Source organism: Serratia sp. 201, from assembly GCF_037027545.1.
Classification (GTDB): domain Bacteria; phylum Pseudomonadota; class Gammaproteobacteria; order Enterobacterales; family Enterobacteriaceae; genus Serratia; species Serratia bockelmannii.
On record NZ_JAXCHC010000005.1, the window covers coordinates 270,387 to 287,387 of the forward strand.

Consider the following 17,001-nt stretch of genomic DNA (forward strand, 5'->3'; position numbering starts at 1 on the left):
CCGGCAGTTTATACGCCGGCCGCCAACGCTTTGGCGCCGGTCGCGCCAGGGCGTGCGGCGTCGCGCACGAACGGCAGATGATCGCAGGCGTGCTGGCGGGCCGAGCGGATAAAGGCTTCGGTCACCGCCTGGCGCTGTTCACCGTCGCGCACGGCGGCGTACAGGCGGCTCCACAGGCCGTCACCCAGGGTTTTGGTCACCACCAGCCCCTGCCGTTCGAAACTCTCCACCACCCAATGCGGCAGCGCCGCAATCCCCATCCGCGCCGATACCATCTGGATCAGCAGCAGCGTGTTATCGACGTTCTTCAATGCCGGGTTGACGCCCGCCGGCTGCAGGAAATGCCGCCAGATATCCAGCCGTTGGCGCTGCACCGGGTAAATCAACAGTGTTTCATCGCTCAAGTCTTCCGGCTCGATGTGCGGCTTGCCGGCGAGCGGATGATCCGGCGCCAGCACCAGACGCACCTCGAAATCGAACATCGGCGAATAGTGCAGGCCGCTGCGCGGCAGAATATCCGACGTCATCACCAGATCCAGCTCGCCCTGTTGCAGGGCCGGCTGCGGATCGAAAGTGACGCCGGAGGTGAAGTCCATCACCACCTGCGGGAAACGCTGGCGGAAGTTGTCCAGCGCCGGCGTCAGCCACTGAATGCAGCTGTGGCATTCGATGGCGATGCGCAGCGTGGTCTGATGCGGCTCGTGGCAGGCCTGCAGCGCCTGTTGGATCTGCGGGAGGACCTGCTCCGCCAGCTGCAGCAGGATCTCGCCCTGGGCGGTGAAGCGCAAGGGCTGGCTCTTGCGCACGAACAGCTTGAAGCCCAGACGTTGTTCAAGATCGCTGAACTGGTGCGACAGGGCAGACTGCGTCTGGTGAAGTTGGGCCGCCGCCCCCGCCAGCGAACCGCTGTTGCGCAGGGCCTGCAGCGTCCGTAAATGTTTCAGTTCGATCATGAGAGTCCTTCACATTGACAGTGAATAAATTGCGCTTGTGGTTAATACAGTACCTGCTGATTATGGATGTGTAAACATCTGGACGGCTAAATGGGGAATATGACGATGGCAATTTTGAATCACACACTGGGTTTTCCTCGCGTTGGGCTACGACGTGAGCTGAAAAAAGCTCAGGAAAGCTACTGGGCCGGCAACTCAACGCAGGAAGAGCTGTTGGCGGTTGGCCGCGAGCTGCGCGCTCGTCATTGGCAACAGCAACAGCAGGCCGGGGTGGATTTGGTGCCGGTCGGCGATTTCGCCTGGTACGATCATGTGTTGACCACCAGCCTGCTGCTGGGCAACGTGCCGGCGCGCCATCAGAATGCGGATGGCTCTATTGATCTGGACACGCTGTTCCGCATCGGCCGTGGCCGCGCACCGACCGGCGAGCCGGCGGCCGCGGCGGAAATGACCAAATGGTTTAACACCAACTATCACTACATGGTGCCCGAATTCCAGCAAGGCCAGCAGTTCAAACTGGGCTGGACTCAGCTGTTGGACGAAGTGGATGAAGCGCTGGCGCTCGGCCATCGCATCAAGCCGGTGCTGCTTGGCCCGGTGACTTATCTGTGGTTAGGGAAAGTGAAGGGCGAGCCGTTCGACCGCCTGTCGCTGCTGAAAGAGATCCTGCCGGTTTACCAGCAGGTGCTGGCCGAGCTGGCGAAGCGCGGCGTCGAGTGGGTGCAAATTGACGAGCCTGCGCTGGTGCTGGAGCTGCCGCAAGCCTGGCTGGACGCGTTCAAACCGGCTTACGACGCGCTGCAGGGGCAGGTGAAGCTGCTGTTGACCACGTATTTCGACAGCGTAGGCCACAACCTCGACACCATTCGCACGCTGCCGGTGCAGGGGCTGCATGTCGATCTGGTCGCCGGTCATGACGATATCGCCACGCTGAGCACTGCATTGCCGCAAGACTGGCTGCTGTCGCTGGGGGTGATCAACGGCCGCAACGTTTGGCGCGCCGATCTGAGCCGCTGGTTTGAACGTCTGCAGCCGCTGGTGGGCACCCGCCCGCTGTGGATTGGCTCCTCCTGTTCACTGCTGCACAGTCCGATCGACCTGAGCGTGGAAAGCCGTCTGGACGAAGAAGTGAAAAGCTGGTTCGCCTTCGCGCTGCAAAAATGCGCCGAGCTGGCGCTATTAAGCTCGGCGCTGAACGCGCCTGACACGACGAAACAGGCTGAACTGGACGCCTACAGCGCGCCGATCCGCGCCCGCCGTCAGTCGAGCCGCGTGCATAACCCACAGGTTGAGCGCCGGCTGGCCGCGATCACCGCGCAGGACAGCGAACGCCACAGCGCTTACGCCGAGCGCGCCAGGACGCAGCGCGAGCGTTTCAACCTGCCGGCCTGGCCGACCACCACCATCGGTTCGTTCCCGCAGACCACCGAGATCCGCGGCCTGCGTCTGGACTTCAAACAGGGCCGTTTGGACGGCAACAACTACCGCACCAGCATCGGTGAGCACATCAAACAGGCGATCGTCGAGCAGGAGCGCCTCGGGCTTGACGTACTGGTGCACGGTGAAGCCGAGCGCAATGACATGGTGGAATATTTCGGCGAGAACCTGGACGGCTTCGTGTTTACCCAGAATGGCTGGGTGCAGAGCTACGGCTCCCGCTGCGTGAAGCCGCCGGTCATCATCGGTGACGTCAGCCGCCCGGAAGCCATCACCGTCGAATGGGCCAAATTCGCCCAGTCGCTGACCGACAAGCCGGTAAAAGGCATGTTGACCGGGCCGGTGACCATCCTGTGCTGGTCGTTCCCGCGTGAAGACGTGACCCGCGAAGTGATCGCCAAGCAGATTGCGCTGGCGCTGCGCGACGAGGTGGAAGATCTGGAAAAAGCCGGTATCGGCATCATCCAGATCGACGAGCCTGCGCTGCGCGAGGGGCTGCCGCTGCGCCAATCCGACTGGGCCGCCTACCTGAATTGGGCGGTGGACGCCTTCAAACTGAATGCCGCCGTGGCGCAGGATGACACCCAGATCCACACCCACATGTGTTACTGCGAGTTCAACGACATCATGGACTCCATCGCCGCGCTGGACGCCGATGTGATCACTATCGAGACCTCGCGTTCCGATATGGATCTGCTGGAAGCCTTCAAAGAGTTCGAATACCCGAACGAAATCGGGCCGGGTGTCTACGATATCCACTCGCCGAACGTGCCGAGCGTGGAATGGATTGAAGCGTTGCTGCGTAAAGCGGCGCAGAACATCCCGGCGGAACGTCTGTGGGTCAATCCGGATTGCGGCCTGAAAACCCGTGGCTGGCCGGAAACCCGGCAGTCGCTGGCCAACATGGTATTGGCGGCGCAGCGCCTACGCGAGCACGCGTGATGCCGTGCGGCGGGTAAACCGCCGCTTATAGATTTACTGGTGTGATGATTGGGCGCTTCGGCGCCCTTTTTTATGCGCGGGAAATTATTTGACGCCGTGCTGGGCGAACCACGCCAGCATGCGCTGCCAGCCGTCCTCCGCCGCTTCGGCGTTGTAGCTGGGGCGATAGTCGGCGTTGAATGCGTGCCCGACGCCAGGATATACCACGATTTCGGCCTCGGCGTTGGCGGCGCGGATCGCCTGACGCATGGTTTCCACCGTCTCCAGCGGAATGCCGCTGTCCTGCCCGCCATACAGCCCCAGCACCGGCGTTAACAGGTGGGTGGCGACATCGACCGGATGCTTCGGTGAATTCAGCGTTTTCTCGCCGACCAGTTTGCCGTACCAGGCGACCGCCGCCTTCAACTGCGGGTTGTGCGCCGCGTACAGCCAGGCAATGCGGCCGCCCCAGCAGAAACCGGTGATCGCCAGCTTGCCGGCGTCGCCGCCGTGGCGGATAGCCCAGTGCGCGGCGTGATCCAGATCCGACAGCACCTGACGATCCGGCACCTTGGTCACCAACTGCTGGAACAGTTCGCCGATATCGGTGTAGTCGTTGGCGTCGCCCTGACGGAAATAGAGCTCGGGCGCGATTGCCAGATAGCCCTGCTTGGCCAGGCGACGGCACAGATCCTGAATGTGCTCATGGACGCCGAAGATTTCCTGTACCACCAGCACGATGGGGAAGGGGCCGTTATGGTCGGCGGGTTTGGCGACATAGGCCGGCAGCGCGTCGCCCTGAGAAGGGATGGTCGTTTGCCCGGCGTGAATGCCCTGTTCGTCGGTGATAATCGCGGAGGCGGCCAACGGCGCGGCGGCCGGGGCGAATCCCCCCTGAGCCTGTTCTAATGTCATCACATGTTCGGTTTTCATTGCGGTCTCCGTGCAATAGAAAAAAGCGCTGAGATTAACTATAGGAAAGATTACCCATTATTGGCGCTGCGTGGCGCACTTTCGGACAAGTCGATAAAAAACGGCTAATTATCTGGCTTTGCGGCATTTTTAAGCGCTTTTTATCATGTTATTACGCGTTTTGGCCCACGTAAGTGCCATAAGGTGCGTTAGAGGGCTTTTTTGTCCCTAAGCAACCGATAAGATGGGGGTATTTCGAATTGATGAGCTAAATAGTTTCAGTCGGCAACCAACGGGCAGGGAGCGGCAAGGTTTGTCGGCTAGACTGAGATTTAGCGGTGCGTTCTGGATGCGTCATAGTGATTTTTTTCGTGATAAAAATCACAAAAAATATGTAGCATGTGATTTGTTTCTCTTTTCATAGTGACTATCGTCACGAAATTAAGCGGCGATTTTCAGTAGAGTGCTTTTTTGTTCCTCCCAATAAACATGATCCATGAGGAGTCTCGTATGTCTCAGTCTGATGTTTTTCATCTCGGCCTCACCAAGAACGATTTACAAGGGGCCCAGCTTGCCATCGTGCCGGGCGATCCGCAGCGCGTAGAGAAGATTGCCAAGCTGATGGAAAATCCGGTGCATCTGGCCTCCCATCGTGAATTCACCACCTGGCGCGCAGAGCTGGACGGCAAGGCGGTGATCGTCTGCTCCACCGGTATCGGCGGCCCGTCTACCTCTATCGCGGTGGAAGAGCTGGCGCAGCTGGGCATTCGCACCTTCCTGCGCATCGGCACCACCGGCGCCATTCAGGCCAATATCAACGTCGGTGACGTGCTGGTGACTACGGCGGCGGTACGCCTCGACGGTGCCAGCCTGCACTTTGCGCCGATGGAGTTTCCGGCGGTCGCGGACTTCGCCTGCACCACCGCGCTGGTGGAAGCGGCCAAAGCCAGCGGCGCGACCACCCACATTGGCGTGACCGCCTCTTCCGATACTTTCTACCCGGGCCAGGAACGTTACGACACCTACTCCGGCCGCGTGGTCAGCCGTTTTAAAGGCTCGATGGAAGAGTGGCAGGCGATGGGCGTGATGAACTATGAAATGGAATCCGCCACGCTGCTGACCATGTGCGCCAGCCAGGGCCTGCGCGCCGGCATGGTGGCTGGGGTGATCGTTAACCGCACCCAGCAAGAGATCCCGAACGCCGAAACCATGAAAAACACGGAAAGCAAAGCGGTGCAGATCGTGGTGGATGCCGCCCGCCGTCTGCTGTAATCACCTTCCCTCAACCTCATGCCATTGCCGGGTTTGCAAAGAGCTGCGGATAACAAACAGGGAAAATCAATTCATTGATTTTCGGCTGATGACCACAAAGGAGGAAAAACCGCGTTTTTTCCTCCTTTGTCAACGAACTGAACGGGCCGCTGACGCGGCCCGTTTTTCCATTCGCGGCGAATCTGTTACGGTGATACTCCTCAGCGCTGCGCCGATGGCTGCCGCGCGTTGTCATAACAAAAACAACGAGGACGTTTATGACCGCCCAGATCCTGCTTCATCCTTCGCTTGCGCCGCTCGACGGTGGCATCAATTTCCGCGACTTCGGTGGCAACGGCGTGGCCGACGGGCGCCGCATCAAACGCGGCCTGCTGTTCCGCTCCGGTTCTCTCGAGCGGCTGACGGAAAACGACTGTACTTTCCTCGCTGGAGTGCCGGTACGTTCCGTGCTGGACTACCGCGATGCCGACGAGGTGCAGGCCAAACCGGATATTCTGTGGAATGGCGCCGACTATCACCACGTGCCGGCTAACCCGCTGAGCAGCGAAGTTAACGCCAACCTGGAAAAGCTCACCAACGAAACGCTGGCCGCTTTCGACGCCCGGGCGTTCATGCTGGAGCTGTATCGCCGCCTGCCGTTCGGCAATGCGGCCTATCAGCGGCTGGCGCAGCTGTTGAGCAACCCTGGCGGCGGCGCGATCGTGCAGCACTGCGCGGTCGGCAAGGATCGCACTGGCGTCGGTTCGGCGCTGGTGCTGTTCGCGCTGGGCGCCGACGAAGCGACGGTGCTGGAAGACTATCTGCTGACTGAAACCACGCTGGCCACTTTCCGCGAGCAGATGCTGGATCAGCTGTCTATCAAGCTGAATGCGGCGGCGCTGGAGCAATTCGCCTACGTGCTCAGCGCGCGCGAGGAGTTCCTGATGACGGCGCTGGGCTGCATCCGTCAGCAATACGGCTCCACTGACCGCTGGCTGGAAGCGGAATACGGCCTGGGCGCGGCCCAGCGCGAAGCGCTGCAGGCGTTTTACCTCGAGTAAATTACCGCGTGTTTAGCCGGGGTTTAACTCGCCCCGGCTTATCCTAGGCGGCGAACCATCGCGTATCAGGAGCCCTGCATTGAGCCTCAATGACGTTATCAACTGGGTCAGCGACGTCGTGCGTCAGCACGAAGGCTGGGCCATTCCCATCATCTTCTTCCTGGCGTTCGGTGAGTCGCTGGCGTTTTTGTCGCTGCTGCTGCCGGCCACGGTGATCCTGCTGGCGCTGGGCGCGCTGATCGGCGAAAGCGGCATCGCCTTTTGGCCGATTTGGGCCGCCGCCGCCGCCGGGGCGTTTTTCGGCGACTGGCTCTCTTACTGGATCGGCTATCACTATCAGGATCGCGTGGCCCATATGTGGCCACTGTCGCGCAATCCGCAGCTGCTGGCGCGCGGCCATGCCTTCTTTGAGCGCTGGGGCGTGCTGGGCATTTTCATCGGCCGCTTTTTCGGCCCGCTGCGCGCCGTGGTGCCGCTGGTGGGCGGCATTTGCGGCATGCCGCAGCGCTATTTCCAACTGGCCAACGTCACGTCGGCGATGATCTGGGCGTTCGGCATTCTGGCGCCGGGGGCATTCGGCATCAAGTGGCTCAGCCAGTGGCTGGGCTGATTTCTCGCTAAATTGCGTAGCGCCGCGCAATATTGTGCGCGGCGGGCAAAATCAGGCTGGACATCCATACAGCCTCCCCTTAACGTGACGGGCAATGGGCGTGCGAAACGCCGGAACGGCAAGGTGCAACAGGAGGCAGGGTGGATACCAGTCTGATTTATGGGATTGGCGGCGTCGCGATCGGCATGCTGTTGGGGTGGCTGATCGCCAGTCTGCGGGTGCAGCAGACGAATGCGCAACATGAAACCGAACTGCGGTTGCTGGAGCAAGCGTTGCAGCAGGCGCAGCAGGAAACGGCCGTGCGGCAGGATACCCTGCAGCGTCATGAGCAGCAGTTGCGCCAGAGCGAGCTGGAGCTGCGCAATCTGCACAGCCAGCTGGCAGCCGGACATGAGAAGCTGCAACAGCTCAACCATTGGCGCAACGAATGCGAACTGCTCAATCAGGAGCTGCGCGCCCAGCGCGAGGTTAACAGCGCGCAGGAGGCCGAGCTGCGCGAAGTCACCATCCGTCTGGAAGAGACGCGTATGGCGGCGGAGGAGAAGCAACGCCTGCTGATCAACAGCGAACAGCGCCTCACCACCCAGTTTGAAAATCTCGCCAATCGCATTTTTGAACACAGCGGCCGCAAGGTGGACGAGCAAAATAAGCAAAGCCTGGATCGTTTACTGCTGCCGCTGCGCGAACAGCTGGACGGTTTCCGCCGCCAGGTTCAGGACAGCTTTGGCCAGGAGGCGCGGGAGCGCCACACGCTGACGCACGAGATACGCAATCTGCAGCAGTTGAACGCGCAGATGGCGCGCGAGGCGATCAACCTCACCAAGGCGCTGAAAGGCGACAACAAAACGCAGGGCAACTGGGGCGAGGTGGTGCTGAGCCGGGTGCTGGAAGCCTCTGGCCTGCGCGAAGGGCATGAGTATGAAACGCAGGTCAACGTGCGGGTGGATCACCAGAGCCGCATGCAGCCCGATGTGATCGTACGCCTGCCGCAGGGCAAGGATGTGGTGATCGACGCCAAGATGTCGCTGATCGCCTACGAGCGCTATTTCAACGGCGAGGATGAGGCGGAGCGCGAGGCGGCGCTGAGCGAACATATCGCCTCGCTGCGCGGCCACATCCGCATGCTGGGCCGCAAGGACTATCAGCAACTGCCGGGGCTGCGCTCGCTGGACTATGTGCTGATGTTCATTCCGGTCGAGCCCGCCTTCCTGCTGGCTATCGATCGCGAGCCGGAGTTGATCAGCGAAGCGCTCAAGCACAACATCATGCTGGTCAGCCCGACCACGCTGCTGGTGGCGCTGCGTACCATCACCAACCTGTGGCGTTATGAGCATCAGAGCCAAAATGCCCAGCGCATCGCCGATCGCGCGGCGAAACTGTATGACAAGATGCGGCTGTTCGTGGACGATATGTCCGCGCTGGGGCAGAGCCTGGACAAGGCGCAGGGCAGTTATCGTCAGGCGATGAACAAACTGAGCGAAGGCCGTGGTAATCTTATCGGCCAAATTGAAGGTTTCCGCGCGCTTGGGGTTGAGGTCAAACGGCCGATCAACCCGCTGCTGGCGCAGCAAGCCGGCGCGCAACACGATGACGCGGAAGAGGCGAACGACGATGATGTCGCCGCGCTGCCGCAGACGAAAGACGATGACGATACCGCCGGGGAGCCGGGCTTCGTTTCGCACGGCTGAGGCCGTGGCGAGGTGGGGTATTCCCCAGGCTTCTGGTACACTCATCAACACAAAATTGACTGAATAGCAGGCAGGACAATGGCAGATCAACCGCAGGAAACCACCGATTTCGGTTTTCGCACCGTCGCTAGAGACGAAAAACAGGCCATGGTGGCGGACGTTTTTCATTCGGTAGCGGCAAAGTATGACGTGATGAACGACCTGATGTCGTTCGGCATCCACCGTATCTGGAAGCGTTTCACCATTGACTGCAGCGGCGTGCGCCGTGGGCAGCGCGTGCTGGATCTGGCCGGCGGTACCGGCGACCTGGCGGCCAAGTTCTCCCGCATGGTCGGCGAGCAGGGGCAGGTGGTGCTGGCGGACATCAACGATTCGATGCTGAAGATGGGGCGGGAGAAGCTGCGCGATCGCGGCATCGTCGGCAATATCAATTACGTGCAGGCCAACGCCGAGGCGTTGCCGTTCCCAGATAACTACTTCGATTGCATCACCATCTCCTTTGGCCTGCGTAACGTGACCGACAAAGACAAAGCGCTGCGCTCGATGTTCCGCGTGCTGAAGCCGGGCGGGCGCCTGTTGGTGCTGGAATTCTCCAAGCCGCTGCTGGCTCCGCTGAGCAAGGCTTATGATGCCTACTCCTTCCATGTGTTGCCGAAGATCGGCGAGCTGGTGGTGAAAGATCCGGACAGTTACCGTTACCTGGCGGAATCGATCCGTATGCACCCCGATCAGGAAACCCTGAAAGGCATGATGGGCAACGCCGGTTTTGAAAACGTCACCTATTTCAACCTGACCGGTGGGATTGTCGCCCTGCATCGCGGCTTCAAGTTCTGAGAGGGAGATGCCGATGCTGTTTACCCCTCTGCTGACCGGTGCGCTGGAAACCTCGCTGAATAACCTGCTGTTTCGCGATCGCAGCATGAAAGCCGCTCGCCAACGCCTGGCGGGCAAGGTGCTGCGCATCGAACTGGAAGAGTTGGCTTCACCGCTGGTGCTGGTGTTCAGCGAACTGCGTGTGGACGTGCTGGGGCAGTCTGAAGACAGTGCCGATTGCACCGTGCGCAGCCGCATTCCCGCCTTACTGAAGCTGCGCGATCGCCAGCAGTTGCCAGTGCTGATGCGCAGCGGCGAATTAACGGTGGAAGGCGATATTCAGGTGGTGCAACAGCTGGTTGGCCTGCTCGATCTGGCGGAGTGGGATCCGGCGGAATGGCTGGCACCTTATATCGGCGATATCGCCGCTCAGGGCATTACGCAGGCGCTGGGCAAAGGCGCTTCGTTACTCAAGGCCGGATTGATGCGTCGGCAGCAAGACATGGCTGAGGCGCTGACTGAAGAGTGGCGTCTGGCGCCGGGGCCGCTGGAAGTGGTGTGGTTCAATGAAGAAGTGGATGCGCTCGCCCGCAGCGCGGAAGCGCTGATTGCCCGCATGGATAAGTTGGAGGGCAAGCGATGACCCCAGGCGAACTGCGTCGTTTGTATTTTATCGTCCGCGTTTTTCTCAGCTATGGGCTGGACGAGCTGATCCCGACAATGCGTTTGACGCTGCCGCTGCGCTTCGGCCGCCGGCTGCTGTTCTGGATGCCTAATCGGCACAAGGACAAACCGCTGGGCGAACGTCTGCGGCTGGCGCTGCAGGAATTGGGGCCGGTCTGGATCAAGTTCGGCCAGATGATGTCGACCCGCCGCGATCTGTTCCCGCCGCACATTGCCGATCAGCTGACGCTGCTGCAGGATCGGGTGGCGCCTTTCGACGGTGCGCTGGCGCGCAAGCATATCGAGCTGGCGATGGGCGGCCCGCTGGAAGCCTGGTTCGACGACTTCGATCAGCAACCGCTGGCCTCTGCCTCGATCGCGCAGGTGCATACCGCGCGGTTGAAAACCACCGGCCAGGAAGTGGTGCTGAAGGTGATCCGACCGGATATCGGGCCGATTATCAAAGCCGATGTGCGCTTGATGTACCGGCTGGCCGGTTGGGTGCCGAAGCTGTTGCCGGACGGCCGCCGCCTGCGTCCGCGCGAAGTGGTACGCGAGTACGAGAAAACCCTGCTGGACGAATTGAATCTGCTGCGTGAAGCGGCCAACGCCATTCAGCTGCGTCGCAATTTCGACGGCAGCCCGATGCTGTACGTGCCTGAAGTCTACTCCGACTACTGCCGCGAAAGCGTGTTGGTGATGGAGCGTATCTACGGCATTCCGGTCTCGGACATCGCCACGCTGGAGCAGCAGGGCACCAACATGAAACTGTTGGCGGAACGTGGCGTTCAGGTGTTCTTTACCCAGGTCTTCCGCGACAGCTTCTTCCATGCGGACATGCATCCCGGTAATATTTTCGTCAGCTACGAACATCCGGAAGATCCCTGCTACATCGGCATCGACTGCGGCATCGTGGGTTCGTTGAACAAGGATGACAAACGCTATCTGGCGGAAAACTTCATCGCCTTCTTCAACCGCGATTACCGCAAGGTGGCGGAACTGCACGTCGACTCCGGTTGGGTGCCGCGTGACACCAACGTGGAAGATTTCGAATTTGCTATCCGTACCGTGTGCGAACCGATTTTCGAGAAGCCGCTGGCGGAGATTTCCTTCGGCAACGTGCTGCTGAATCTGTTTAACACCGCGCGCCGCTTCAATATGGAAGTGCAGCCACAGCTGGTGTTATTGCAGAAGACCTTGCTGTATGTTGAAGGGCTGGGGCGTCAGCTCTACCCGCAGCTGGATCTGTGGACCACCGCCAAGCCGTTCCTCGAGAGCTGGCTGCGCGATCAGGTCGGCATTCCCGCCGTGGTGCGTGCGTTGAAAGAGAAAGCGCCGTTCTGGGCGGAGAAACTGCCCGAACTGCCCGAGCTGTTTTACGACAGCCTGCAGCAGCATAAACTGTTGCAACAAAGCGTTGATAAGCTGACCAACCAGATGCAGGCTCAGCGGGTTCGTCAGGGGCAGTCACGTTATTTGTTCGGCGTTGGCGCTACACTGTTGGTAAGCGGCACGCTGTTGCTGCTGGGGCAAATCGAGGTGTTTCCCGCCTGGATGATGGCCGCCGGCATCGTATGCTGGGTGATTGGCTGGAAGCGAACCACCTGATTTAATTCGTTACTCTGGTAAAGTCGGCTCTATAATGCGGGCTGGCTTTAAAAGACCCTTTAAAATTAGAGGTAATTAAAATGGGCGGTATTAGTATTACGCAATTGTTGATCATCGCAGTGATCGTGGTGCTGCTGTTCGGTACCAAAAAACTGCGCACGCTGGGCTCCGATCTCGGCGCCTCGATCAAGGGCTTCAAAAAAGCGATCGGTGACGATACGCCGTCGACCCCCAATACGGCTGAAAAAAGCAGCCTGGATGATGCTGACTTCTCGGCCAAGCCTATTACCGATAAGCAGCCGGAAGTGAAACCGGAAGAGTCGAAGAACAAAGAGCAGGTATAAACCGTGTTTGACATTGGGTTTAGTGAGCTGCTGCTGGTGCTGGTGATCGGCCTGGTTGTTCTGGGGCCGGAACGCTTGCCGGTTGCGGTCAGAACGGTATCGGGCTGGATCCGCGCGCTGCGCTCGCTGGCGGCCTCGGTGCAGCACGAACTGTCTCAGGAGCTGAAGCTGCAGGAGCTGCAGGACAGCCTGAAAAAAGCCGAACAGGCCGGCCTGCAGAACCTGACGCCGGAGTTGAAGGCGTCGATGGATGAGCTGAAAGACGCGACGGAATCTTTGAAACGCACCTACCGGGGCGAGAAAGAAGAGCTGGCGAACACCATTCATAACCCGCAGGCCATCGATCCGGAAGCTTTGCACGACGGCGTGACGCCGGCGGAAGCGGCAACCAGCGCCAGCGCGCCTGCCGCGGTGCCTAAACCGGCAGTGGAACCTGAAGCCGTCGTGGCGGCGCAACCGGCTAAAGCGCCGGTGGAAACCGTGCCTGCTCCTGTCGAACCTGTTGCGGATAAAACCCCAGCGTCTCACCAACCTAGTGGCGATCGTTAATACATGGCTGTTGAAGATACCCAACCCCTTATCAGTCACCTGATAGAGCTGCGCAAGCGGCTGCTTAACTCGATTATTTGCGTGCTGGCGGTGTTCGTGGTGCTGGTGTTTTTCGCCAACGACATCTACCAGCTGGTCTCTGCGCCGCTGCTCAAGCAGCTGCCGGCCGGGGCGAGCATGATCGCTACCGACGTGGCGTCGCCGTTCTTTACGCCGATCAAGCTGACCATGATCGTCTCGGTGTTCGTCTCTGCGCCGATGATCCTGTATCAGGTGTGGGCATTCATCGCGCCGGCGCTGTACAAGCATGAACGCCGCCTGATGATGCCGCTGCTGGTGTCCAGCAGCCTGTTGTTCTACCTCGGCATGGCTTTCGCCTACTTCATTGTGTTCCCGCTGGCCTTCGGTTTCTTCGCCAAGACCGCGCCAATGGGGGTGACCATTGCGACCGATATCAAAAACTACCTCGATTTCGTCATGGCGCTGTTTATGGCGTTTGGCGTCGCTTTCGAAGTGCCGGTCGCCATCATTCTGCTGTGCTGGAGTGGCGTCACCTCACCGGAAGATCTGAAGAAGAAACGGCCGTATGTGTTGGTTGGCGCGTTTGTGGTCGGCATGTTGTTGACGCCGCCGGACGTGTTCTCGCAAACCCTGTTGGCGATACCGATGTATCTGCTGTTTGAAGTGGGGGTGTTCTTCGCTCGCTTCTATACCGGAAAACGTCGTCCACAGGCGGAAGAAGAAGACGAGGGTGACGAACCCCCAGCCCCCTGATCCATCTTGATTGCTAAGCCGCCCATTGGGCGGCTTTTGCTTTGGAAAAAACCATGTTTGATATCGGCGTTAACCTCACCAGCAGCCAATTCGCCAAAGACCGCGAGACCGTGGTGGAGTGCGCTCGCGCGGCGGGCGTTACCGGGATGTTGATTACCGGCACCGATCTGCCGGAGAGCCGTGAGGCCGCCAAACTGGCGCAGCAACATCCGGGTTATTGCTGGTCTACTGCCGGCGTGCATCCGCATAACGCCAGCAGTTGGGATGAACACACCGCCGAGCAGATTTATGCGTTGGCCGCGCACCCAGAAGTGGCGGCGATCGGCGAATGCGGCCTGGATTTCAACCGCAATTTCTCGACGCCCGCACAGCAGGAAGCGGCGTTCACCGCGCAGCTGGCGTTAGCGGCGGAATTGGCGCTGCCGGTATTTCTTCATTGCCGCGACGCACACGCACGTTTTGCCGAGCTACTGACGCCGTGGTTGGATAAACTGCCCGCGGCCGTAGTGCACTGCTTCACCGGCACCGCCGAAGAATTAGCAAGCTGCCTGTCGCTAGGCCTGTCGATCGGGATTACCGGTTGGGTCTGCGACGAGCGGCGCGGCCTGGAACTGCGAGCCCTGTTGCCGCAGATCCCGGCCGAGCGTCTGCTGCTGGAAACGGACGCCCCTTATCTGTTGCCCCGGGATTTACAGCCTAAACCCGCATCTCGCCGCAACGAACCCTGTTTCCTGCCCCACATCGTGCATCAGGTCGCCGTCTGGCGACAGGAAGAGCCGCAATGGCTGGGGCAAAAGACCGATGAGAACGCCCGCCGGCTATTCCGGCTGGTTTGAGCTAGGAGAAAACTATGAGCTATGCATTTCCGGGTACCTTCCCTGGTCGTCGTATGCGCCGCGTACGCCGTCATGACTTCAGCCGCCGCCTGGTGGCCGAGAACCAACTGACGGTCAACGACCTGATTTATCCGGTGTTTGTCATGGAAGGCAGCAACCGCCAGGAAGAAGTGGCCTCGATGCCGGGCGTATCGCGCATGACGATCGATCTGCTGATTAAGGAAGCGGAAACCATCGCCAAACTCGGCGTGCCGGTGATCTCCCTGTTCCCTGTGATCGAACCGGGTCTGAAATCGCTGCATGCGGAAGAAGCCTATAACCCAGAAGGGCTGGTACAGCGCACGGTGCGCGCGCTGAAAGACGCGGTGCCTGAGCTGGGCATTCTGACCGACGTCGCGCTCGATCCCTACACCACCCACGGGCAGGACGGAGTGATCGATGAGCAGGGCTACGTGATTAACGACGTGACCAAAGACATTCTGGTGCGTCAGGCGCTGTCTCATGCCGAAGCAGGCGCAGAAATCGTGGCGCCGAGCGACATGATGGACGGCCGTATCGGGGCGATCCGCGATCGTCTGGAACTGCAGGGTTTGGTGAATACCCAGATTATGGCCTACTCCGCCAAGTATGCTTCCTGCTACTACGGTCCGTTCCGCGATGCGCTGGGTTCCAGCGGCAACCTGAAGGGCGGCAACAAAAAAACCTATCAGATGGATCCGGCCAACAGTGACGAAGCGCTGCAGGAGATTGCGCAGGATCTGCAGGAAGGTGCGGACATGGTGATGGTGAAACCGGGCATGCCTTACCTGGACGTGGTGCGCCGCGTGAAGGATACCTTCGGTGTGCCGACTTTCGCTTATCAAGTGTCCGGCGAGTACGCCATGCACATGGCGGCGATTCAGAACGGCTGGCTGCAGGAGCAACCTGCGGTGATGGAGTCGTTGATGTGCTTCAAACGCGCCGGCGCCGACGGCGTGCTGACCTACTTCGCCAAGCGTGTCGCCCAGTGGCTGCACGACGACGCGATGCGCCGCTAAGCGGAACATGAGCCAACAAAAAGGCGCCTGAGGGCGCCTTTTGCATTACATCTTCTGGAACTGTCGGTTGTCGATGCTTTGACTGACCTGCTTGTTGATCAGGTTCAGCAACAACATGGAACGCGCCTCGCCGTCCGGCTCGGTGTAGATCGCCTGCAGCCCTTCGAACACGCCGTCGACGATCAGAACAGTATCCCCCGGCTGTGGGGTTTCCGGATCGACATAGGTTTCGCAGGCGTGCGTGCGCAGTTCATCGATCACCTTGCTCGGGATGACGCTCGGCAACGTGCCGAAACGCACGAAGTGGCTGACGCCACGGGTAGCGCTGATGGTGGTGGTGTGAATGCGCTCCGGGTCGAACTCCACAAACAGATAGTTGGGAAACAGGGGTTCGCTGACCGCGATGCGCTTACCACGCACGATCTTTTCCAGCGTGATGATCGGGCTGAGGCAGTTTACCTGCTGCCGCTCCAGATGTTCCTGCGCTCGCAACAGCTGACCGCGTTTGCAATAAAGTAGATACCAGGATTCCATAGTTTCACATGCCTTTCTGCCAGCCGGTAAGCATATCAAAAGCTATTCCGGATACATAGTGATGCAAGTTTCAGCGTGTAACATCACCTATCTCTATGAATCTGCGGCTATTAGCGAGGGGTCACACACTTATCGATACGGCGCTGGTATAACAGAGGGCTAAAAATTTGTTACCGTCACAGTATGGCAAGGCGTTGCGCTACCGGCTGTGACGCTATTCATCGTTTTCGACCGAGGGAGAAAGAAATGGAGCTGTTTCTGTTGAGCAACGGCAAGCTGTCTGGTGAAGCCGAGCTGCTGGGGTACGCTAAAAGCCAACTGCTGGCGATGATTGCGCGTCGTGGCATCAAATCCGCCGTCTTTATCCCTTACGCCCTGATCCGTTACGACTACGACCAGCGTGCGCAGGAACTGGCGCAAACGCTGGGCATCGAAGTCACCAGCATCCACCACACCGCTTCACCGGCGGCGGCGATCGCGCAGGCGGAATGCATTTTGGTCAGCGGCGGCAATACCTGGTTGCTGAACCAAATGCTGCACGAGCAAGGCCTGATCGTGCCTATCCAGCGCGCGGTGCGCGAGCGTGAAGTGCCTTACGTCGGCTGGAGCGCCGGTTGCAATGTGGCCACGCCGAGCATTCGCACCACCAATGACATGCCGGTGCGCTGCAGCGTGGTGCTGTCGGCGCTGGGGCTGTTCCCGGTACAGATCAACCCGCATTACATCGACGCGCACATCAGCGGCCACATGGGCGAAACCCGTGACGAGCGCCTGGCGGAGTTCTGCGCGATCAACCCGAGCGAATCGGTGGTGGCGCTGCGGGAAGGCAGCCTGCTGCATGTTGAAGGCAATGCGCTGCGTTACTTCAGCGCTAATGGGCAGGGCTTCAAGGTGTTCCGCCATGGCGAGGAGACGCGCGAATATCAGGATACGCGCGCGCTGGCTGCGCTGGTGCCGTTCAACTGCGGCTGAGAGCCACCCGGCAGCGGGCGGCGTTAACAAAATTGCAG

General features: G+C 59.9%; 17 protein-coding genes. 14 read left to right on the forward strand and 3 right to left on the reverse strand.

Annotated elements, in window-relative coordinates:
* Positions 1 to 8: 8 nt before the first annotated feature.
* Positions 9 to 953 (reverse strand): HTH-type transcriptional regulator MetR, encoded by a 945-nt coding sequence (metR, locus tag WA302_RS22895; protein WP_016929455.1) that lies wholly within the window; start codon positions 951 to 953, stop codon positions 9 to 11.
* 90 nt (positions 954 to 1,043) lie between these two features.
* Between metR and metE the strand changes: the two genes are divergently transcribed.
* The gene (gene metE / locus WA302_RS22900; RefSeq protein ID WP_197826794.1) at positions 1,044 to 3,332 is read left to right on the forward strand and encodes a 5-methyltetrahydropteroyltriglutamate--homocysteine S-methyltransferase; all 2,289 of its coding nucleotides are present in this window, start codon (positions 1,044 to 1,046) and stop codon (positions 3,330 to 3,332) included.
* An 84-nt stretch (positions 3,333 to 3,416) separates the two neighbouring features.
* Here the strand turns inward: metE and WA302_RS22905 are convergent, their stop codons facing one another.
* Positions 3,417 to 4,244 carry a dienelactone hydrolase family protein gene (locus tag WA302_RS22905; protein ID WP_336064758.1) on the reverse strand — a complete coding sequence of 276 codons (828 nt, stop codon included), beginning with the start codon at positions 4,242 to 4,244 and terminating at the stop codon, positions 3,417 to 3,419.
* Between the two features lie 489 nt (positions 4,245 to 4,733).
* Here WA302_RS22905 and udp point away from each other — a divergent pair, with 489 nt between their 5' ends.
* From udp to hemB, 12 genes are all read left to right on the forward strand, one after another.
* The gene (gene udp, locus WA302_RS22910; RefSeq protein ID WP_004934432.1) at positions 4,734 to 5,495 is read left to right on the forward strand and encodes a uridine phosphorylase; all 762 of its coding nucleotides are present in this window, start codon (positions 4,734 to 4,736) and stop codon (positions 5,493 to 5,495) included.
* Between the two features lie 257 nt (positions 5,496 to 5,752).
* Positions 5,753 to 6,535 carry a tyrosine-protein phosphatase gene (locus WA302_RS22915; RefSeq protein WP_049209368.1) on the forward strand — a complete coding sequence of 261 codons (783 nt, stop codon included), beginning with the start codon at positions 5,753 to 5,755 and terminating at the stop codon, positions 6,533 to 6,535.
* 79 nt (positions 6,536 to 6,614) lie between these two features.
* A complete protein-coding gene (locus WA302_RS22920) occupies positions 6,615 to 7,145 on the forward strand; it encodes a DedA family protein (RefSeq protein ID WP_004934438.1) in 531 nt (176 codons plus the stop codon).
* Positions 7,146 to 7,285: 140 nt separating this feature from the next.
* Entirely contained in the window at positions 7,286 to 8,833 is a 1,548-nt protein-coding gene (gene rmuC, locus WA302_RS22925) for a DNA recombination protein RmuC (protein WP_049209369.1), read from the forward strand.
* 78 nt (positions 8,834 to 8,911) lie between these two features.
* Complete coding sequence (gene ubiE, locus WA302_RS22930) at positions 8,912 to 9,667, forward strand: bifunctional demethylmenaquinone methyltransferase/2-methoxy-6-polyprenyl-1,4-benzoquinol methylase UbiE (protein WP_025304918.1); 756 nt, start codon at positions 8,912 to 8,914, stop codon at positions 9,665 to 9,667.
* A 13-nt stretch (positions 9,668 to 9,680) separates the two neighbouring features.
* A complete protein-coding gene (gene ubiJ / locus WA302_RS22935; RefSeq protein WP_336064759.1) occupies positions 9,681 to 10,289 on the forward strand; it encodes a ubiquinone biosynthesis protein UbiJ in 609 nt (202 codons plus the stop codon).
* Positions 10,286 to 11,917 (forward strand): ubiquinone biosynthesis regulatory protein kinase UbiB, encoded by a 1,632-nt coding sequence (ubiB, locus tag WA302_RS22940; protein WP_025304920.1) that lies wholly within the window; start codon positions 10,286 to 10,288, stop codon positions 11,915 to 11,917. Before ubiJ ends, ubiB begins: the two co-directional genes overlap by 4 nt.
* 80 nt (positions 11,918 to 11,997) lie before the next feature.
* The gene (tatA, locus tag WA302_RS22945; RefSeq protein WP_004934452.1) at positions 11,998 to 12,261 is read left to right on the forward strand and encodes a Sec-independent protein translocase subunit TatA; all 264 of its coding nucleotides are present in this window, start codon (positions 11,998 to 12,000) and stop codon (positions 12,259 to 12,261) included.
* 3 nt (positions 12,262 to 12,264) lie between these two features.
* Positions 12,265 to 12,810, forward strand: coding sequence for a Sec-independent protein translocase protein TatB (gene tatB / locus WA302_RS22950; protein WP_025304921.1), 546 nt, complete (start codon positions 12,265 to 12,267; stop codon positions 12,808 to 12,810).
* 3 nt (positions 12,811 to 12,813) lie between these two features.
* Entirely contained in the window at positions 12,814 to 13,584 is a 771-nt protein-coding gene (tatC, locus tag WA302_RS22955; RefSeq protein WP_004934456.1) for a Sec-independent protein translocase subunit TatC, read from the forward strand.
* Positions 13,585 to 13,637: 53 nt separating this feature from the next.
* Positions 13,638 to 14,420 (forward strand): 3'-5' ssDNA/RNA exonuclease TatD, encoded by a 783-nt coding sequence (gene tatD, locus WA302_RS22960; protein ID WP_167324723.1) that lies wholly within the window; start codon positions 13,638 to 13,640, stop codon positions 14,418 to 14,420.
* A 14-nt stretch (positions 14,421 to 14,434) separates the two neighbouring features.
* On the forward strand, positions 14,435 to 15,457 hold the full coding sequence (hemB, locus tag WA302_RS22965; protein ID WP_025304923.1) for a porphobilinogen synthase: 1,023 nt from the start codon (positions 14,435 to 14,437) through the stop codon (positions 15,455 to 15,457).
* 45 nt (positions 15,458 to 15,502) lie between these two features.
* Here the strand turns inward: hemB and rfaH are convergent, their stop codons facing one another.
* Positions 15,503 to 15,991 carry a transcription/translation regulatory transformer protein RfaH gene (rfaH, locus tag WA302_RS22970; RefSeq protein WP_025304924.1) on the reverse strand — a complete coding sequence of 163 codons (489 nt, stop codon included), beginning with the start codon at positions 15,989 to 15,991 and terminating at the stop codon, positions 15,503 to 15,505.
* Positions 15,992 to 16,237: 246 nt separating this feature from the next.
* Here rfaH and pepE point away from each other — a divergent pair, with 246 nt between their 5' ends.
* Entirely contained in the window at positions 16,238 to 16,963 is a 726-nt protein-coding gene (gene pepE, locus WA302_RS22975; protein ID WP_260515955.1) for a dipeptidase PepE, read from the forward strand.
* Positions 16,964 to 17,001 lie beyond the last annotated feature (38 nt).

Bases quoted from the DNA above. Each gene is read 5' to 3' on its own strand.
- ubiJ (WP_336064759.1), top strand. From the start codon at position 9,681: ATGCTGTTTACCCCTCTGCTGACCGGTGCGCTGGAAACCTCGCTGAAT.
- rfaH (WP_025304924.1), bottom strand. From the start codon at position 15,991: ATGGAATCCTGGTATCTACTTTATTGCAAACGCGGTCAGCTGTTGCGA.
- tatD (WP_167324723.1), top strand. From the start codon at position 13,638: ATGTTTGATATCGGCGTTAACCTCACCAGCAGCCAATTCGCCAAAGAC.
- udp (WP_004934432.1), top strand. From the start codon at position 4,734: ATGTCTCAGTCTGATGTTTTTCATCTCGGCCTCACCAAGAACGATTTA.
- hemB (WP_025304923.1), top strand. From the start codon at position 14,435: ATGAGCTATGCATTTCCGGGTACCTTCCCTGGTCGTCGTATGCGCCGC.
- tatC (WP_004934456.1), top strand. From the start codon at position 12,814: ATGGCTGTTGAAGATACCCAACCCCTTATCAGTCACCTGATAGAGCTG.
- WA302_RS22905 (WP_336064758.1), bottom strand. From the start codon at position 4,244: ATGAAAACCGAACATGTGATGACATTAGAACAGGCTCAGGGGGGATTC.
- WA302_RS22915 (WP_049209368.1), top strand. From the start codon at position 5,753: ATGACCGCCCAGATCCTGCTTCATCCTTCGCTTGCGCCGCTCGACGGT.
- tatA (WP_004934452.1), top strand. From the start codon at position 11,998: ATGGGCGGTATTAGTATTACGCAATTGTTGATCATCGCAGTGATCGTG.
- ubiE (WP_025304918.1), top strand. From the start codon at position 8,912: ATGGCAGATCAACCGCAGGAAACCACCGATTTCGGTTTTCGCACCGTC.
- metE (WP_197826794.1), top strand. From the start codon at position 1,044: ATGGGGAATATGACGATGGCAATTTTGAATCACACACTGGGTTTTCCT.
- pepE (WP_260515955.1), top strand. From the start codon at position 16,238: ATGGAGCTGTTTCTGTTGAGCAACGGCAAGCTGTCTGGTGAAGCCGAG.
- ubiB (WP_025304920.1), top strand. From the start codon at position 10,286: ATGACCCCAGGCGAACTGCGTCGTTTGTATTTTATCGTCCGCGTTTTT.
- metR (WP_016929455.1), bottom strand. From the start codon at position 953: ATGATCGAACTGAAACATTTACGGACGCTGCAGGCCCTGCGCAACAGC.